The organism is Alcanivorax sp. (assembly GCF_040119285.1).
Lineage (GTDB): Bacteria > Pseudomonadota > Gammaproteobacteria > Pseudomonadales > Alcanivoracaceae > Alcanivorax.
On sequence record NZ_JBEDTY010000018.1, the window covers coordinates 1 to 4,361 of the forward strand.

The window sequence follows — 4,361 nt, forward strand, 5'->3', positions numbered from 1 at the left end:
ATAACAAGGCCAAGCAACATCGTTCGCTGCGCTCTCTGGACAGCCTTGCACTCGCGTCTTTTGTGCATGGCTTCGCCATTGTTGCACAAAATCCACAATCACAAGTCTGCCGTTGTTGGCGGCGTTATACGTAAAAAGAGGGTTTCATGAGGTTTTCAAAGTTAACACTGTTCTCTTTGCTATTTTGTACTTCAGTGTCGGCGGACGTGGGGAGATACGTTTTAGTTGAAGAAAATACGGCTGAAGTCAATCATGCCGGTGTTCAATACTTGCTAAATACATATATCGTCATGTTTGAGCAACCTTATTACATAACTGTAGAAAGGGTCGACGAGAAGGTGGTGGATCTTGAGGTTGCTGAGAAAATTGCCGTGGAATACATAAAGCCGAGAGGGTGCACGGAACCACTTAAAAGGCGGAAAGATCTAGATCAGAAAAATGATACGGAAACAAAAATTGTAATAGGTGTTGCTTGCTAGCAACGTATAACAAGCACCTCCAGGCCGACCTTCGGCGGCTGAGGCGGGCGTTATGCTGCCCAGTTTTGATTGGGTAGTATCAGGAAGCTACTTTCGGGAATAGATCATGGGATCTTTGATTTTCATGGTAGGCGGGATCCTATTTGTTGGGATCTCTCTTATTGCAAAAAAAACAAGAAAGAAATTCATTGCTGAATCTTTTTCGGTAGAAGGTAAGGTTGTTGAAATTAAAGAGTCCCGTCAGATGTCGGGTGGCTCAAGAACAACTTTTTGGCTGCCAATAATTGAGTATAAAGTAGACTCCTTCTTCCGATTTCAGGCGGAACTAGATGCTAACCAACATCATCTACAAATAGGTGACTCTGTGAGCGTTATGGTTTCCAACGGTAATCGCAAAGTCGCCAAGTTGCAGCAATCTACGAAAGAGTTGTACTTGCTACTGAACTTAATGCTTGTTTTGGGTGTGGTTTCTTTCGGGTTTTCGGTATATTTATTTGATAAGAATAATTTTTTCATAAATCCGTTTGTTGCTTCCATGGTTTTTATTAGCATTTCCACTGCTCTTCTTATGCTGTACCCGATGGTCAAGAATGTAATTGATAACGGTCCGAGCTATGTCGAAAATGCATATGAAGTTGCCGAAGGCGAATCATAGAATAGTGCTGGTATTACAGCTCACCTTTTATTGCAGGGAAGTATCGCCCTTAGTTTATGAGTTCGGCCTGCATAACAATGCCATGCATGCGACGAGCGCATGATGGCGGGCGTTAGTTTTAAAATAATAATCGGAGATTCAATATGGACAGCTTACCAAATTGGGCTAGTTTTTTGACTGCATTCATACCCGCGCTAATAGTTCTAAGTTTTTATAAAGGTATAGATGTAAATAGCAAAAAGGCTCTAGCATGTGGTGTGTCTTTGCTAATTATCGCAACAGCAAATCTTGCACTTATGAGTAACTTTGAGTCAATGTATGAAGCACTAGCGTCGTCATCAAAATTCGCCCCAGAGGAATTGGCTTCAGGTAAATACTCTACTAGTCTTTGGGCGGTTATGTTTCCTGCCATTGTGGGAGCGCTTGGAGTCAATATTCTTACCTCATGGTTGCAGCCATCAGGTAATCAAAACTAACAAAGCAATCAAGTCGGATTCGCAACAGTTGGCTCGTTCCGCTTCGCTCCATTTTAGCCAACTATTACTCACCGCTTATTGCGGCGTTAAATAGCTCTGCTTTATTGTTGCAGCGCAAGATTCTGAGTCGGTGCCATAAGCGAGCGTTTGTGTGCCGTTAGAAAAATAAGAGGTTGTGGCTTGGTTGCCTCGTTCGTTTTGGGCGGCCACATTCATTGTTGGGGGTGGCTGCAAAGTCTTCGTTCTTGCGGGTGCCATAATTCAGTTTGGTTCGCAGGCTCACATCGTGCCAGTAGAGGCGTTGGTGTGTCGCCACTTAACCAGGCAAGGCCGCGGACGCAAAATGCGCGCTGATCTGTAACCACTTTTGTGGACAGAGTTTTCTGTTCATGAGAGGGGTGCAGTGTGGGACCGTGATTCGGGGTCAGATACCCTCTTGAGTTTCAGACTCTGCCCCCGAAATTTTCACTGCTTGTAACAGCTGGTGGCCAGATCGATCTGAAGCTTCAGTCACCCATGTCGCTGGCTGGAAAGTACAGTGACTCGATCCTTGCTTCCTTTTCCTTGATCAACAATGAGCTGCCCCTGGCCGAAATCAATGAGAACTTGTGCTCAACAGAAGGGGGAGTGAACAACTAGTGTTTGAGTCAGGTAACCGGATTATTTCTGTCTTGATTTTATGCGTGTCCCCGATGAGTACAGCCTGTAAAAATGGATATAGAAGTGCAATAAAACGGGCCGGAAGACAACATTCCGGCCCTTTTGCGTTACTGTGCCCGCAATTCTTTCTTCATGATCTTACCTATCGGATTGCGGGGAATGACATCTACTAGCCTCATCTTTTCGGGAAGCTTGTAAACACTCATACCCTGACTCTTCAGGTAGTCATTGATTTCCTCTAACGCTGGCGGATGGCTCTCATCCGCAGGCACCACGCAAATGCAGACGCGCTCCCCCATGATTTCGTCCGGGTGGGGTATGACGGCAACGTCTTGCACCTTATCAAAGCCAAGCACGGCGTTTTCCACCTCGACACTGGAGATGTTGAAGCCTCCGCGGATCACCATGTCTTTCTTGCGATCGTAAAAGCCTACGTGGTTGGCATTTTGCACAATGAACAGGTCTCCGGTGCGGAAGAAGCCGTCAGCGGTGAAAGACTGCTCGGTGATGTCCGGGCGTTGGAAGTAACCGGCAAAGACCCCCGGGCTTCGGTAGCAAAGCTCTCCGATGCCTCCGGGCTCGGTGATTTCCTCATCCTGGTCGCCGAGAATCTTCACTTCAATGCCATTGATGCCGGAGGGCCATTCGACGCTTTCCCTGCCCCACCAGGGTAGATGATCCACCCGCATAGCCAGGTCCGGTACGTCGGCGGGGCCGGCTACCAGGCAGGAGCCTTCGTTCTGGCCCCAGATATTGACGATGTCGATATCCCAGCGGCGCTTGAACTCCTGCATGGACCAGGCAGAAGGTGGTGCTGACCCGGTGGTGATGGTCCGCACGCTGGACAGATCGAGCTGGTCCACGTTGGGCAGTTTGGCGATCATGTTCAGCATCGCCGGGACCAGGATGGTATATTGAATGCGCTCTTCGGTAAGCTGGCGCAGCAAGATCTCCGGCGTGATGGGATGGTGCAGCACTAGGGTCCCTGCTGCCGCTAGCCAAGGTACGTAGTTCACCCCCACCGCTGTCATGTTTACCAGGGGCGCCACGCATAGAATCCGGTCGCCCTGCTGCAAGCCACAGGTGGTGAACACGAGGTTAATCATGTACTCCCAGTTGTTGTGGCTCATGGGGCAGCCTTTAGGGTCTGCCTCAGTGCCAGATGTCCAGCACAGCGTAAAAATATCATTGGCTTCTACTGGCACCTCAGGTCCCTGGCTGGGTTTGCTGCGGGCAATATCAGTCAGTTCTTTTAGGCCGATGTAGTGCTCGAAACCCAGCTCTTGACCCAGGGCTTGATAATCAAAGCCGTGAAAGCTCTCGGCCGACGCGTAGAATCGGGCCTCGGTCATTTTTTTCACATAACCCACATCCTTGCTTCGCCATTGCATAGGCAGTGCAGAAAGCAAGCCACCGGCCTTTGCTGCGGCTAGATACAACATGGCCAGCTCCCACACGTTGGGTAACTGGGCCACTAATACGTCGTCCTTACCAAAGCCGCGGCGCGACAATTCTGCTGCCGTAGCATCCACTGCCTGGCCGAATTCTGCCCAGGTGAGGCGCTGGGCGGGGGTGCCCACCAGCTCGTTCCGGTTGGGGGGATCCACCACCGCTTCTCGCTCTGGGTGGGCGATACAATTGGCGGCAGCGCGCTGGAGCAGGGTCTTGTCCCCCCAGTGCCCCATGTTCGTATATTTCTCAACCAGTTCAGGTTTGTGCAAAATCATGAATTAATTCTCCTGTGACGGTTATTGTTGTTGCCAGCCAATGAGAAGCCATATTGGTTGGCGTCGATTCTCGAGACCACTTCTTGCCAGTAGCGCTTCGCCAAGGCCTCGCCACCATCGATACTATCCGTCAGTAATCCCCATTTTTCTAGGACGAGTTTGCTGGTCTCGGGCATTTTGCTGGCATTGCTAATATTGTATTTCTTGGTGTAGGTGGCAGCTATATCGCCATGTACTGGTGTAATCCCCCCGAAAATTAATCGAGGTTTTGAGTAGAGACTTTTACACTGATCGCACAAGGAGCGAATGATGAAGAAGTCTCGATTTTCCGACAGCCAAATCCTGGCGGTCCTGAAGCAACACG

At 49.4% G+C, this 4,361-nt stretch carries 4 protein-coding genes and 1 pseudogene; 3 read left to right on the forward strand and 2 right to left on the reverse strand.

Going from position 1 to position 4,361, the window contains the following annotated elements:
• Positions 1-146: 146 nt before the first annotated feature.
• From ABNH10_RS05405 to ABNH10_RS05415, 3 genes are all read left to right on the forward strand, one after another.
• Positions 147-479, forward strand: a complete 333-nt coding sequence (locus tag ABNH10_RS05405; RefSeq protein ID WP_349385002.1) for a hypothetical protein — start codon at positions 147-149, stop codon at positions 477-479.
• 106 nt (positions 480-585) lie between these two features.
• Positions 586-1,134 (forward strand): DUF3592 domain-containing protein, encoded by a 549-nt coding sequence (locus ABNH10_RS05410; protein WP_349385003.1) that lies wholly within the window; start codon positions 586-588, stop codon positions 1,132-1,134.
• A gap of 143 nt (positions 1,135-1,277) precedes the next feature.
• Entirely contained in the window at positions 1,278-1,610 is a 333-nt protein-coding gene (locus ABNH10_RS05415) for a hypothetical protein (protein ID WP_076921757.1), read from the forward strand.
• Between the two features lie 767 nt (positions 1,611-2,377).
• Here the strand turns inward: ABNH10_RS05415 and ABNH10_RS05420 are convergent.
• Both ABNH10_RS05420 and ABNH10_RS05425 read right to left on the reverse strand, forming a co-directional pair.
• A complete protein-coding gene (locus tag ABNH10_RS05420; RefSeq protein ID WP_035461001.1) occupies positions 2,378-3,997 on the reverse strand; it encodes a class I adenylate-forming enzyme family protein in 1,620 nt (539 codons plus the stop codon).
• Positions 3,994-4,361: pseudogene (locus ABNH10_RS05425) on the reverse strand (hypothetical protein); the annotation flags it as partial. The pseudogene ABNH10_RS05425 and the gene ABNH10_RS05420, both read right to left, overlap by 4 nt.

Excerpts from the sequence above, each read along its gene's own strand:
- ABNH10_RS05405 (WP_349385002.1), top strand. The coding sequence starts at position 147 with ATGAGGTTTTCAAAGTTAACACTGTTCTCTTTGCTATTTTGTACTTCA.
- ABNH10_RS05415 (WP_076921757.1), top strand. The coding sequence starts at position 1,278 with ATGGACAGCTTACCAAATTGGGCTAGTTTTTTGACTGCATTCATACCC.
- ABNH10_RS05420 (WP_035461001.1), bottom strand. The coding sequence starts at position 3,997 with ATGATTTTGCACAAACCTGAACTGGTTGAGAAATATACGAACATGGGG.
- ABNH10_RS05410 (WP_349385003.1), top strand. The coding sequence starts at position 586 with ATGGGATCTTTGATTTTCATGGTAGGCGGGATCCTATTTGTTGGGATC.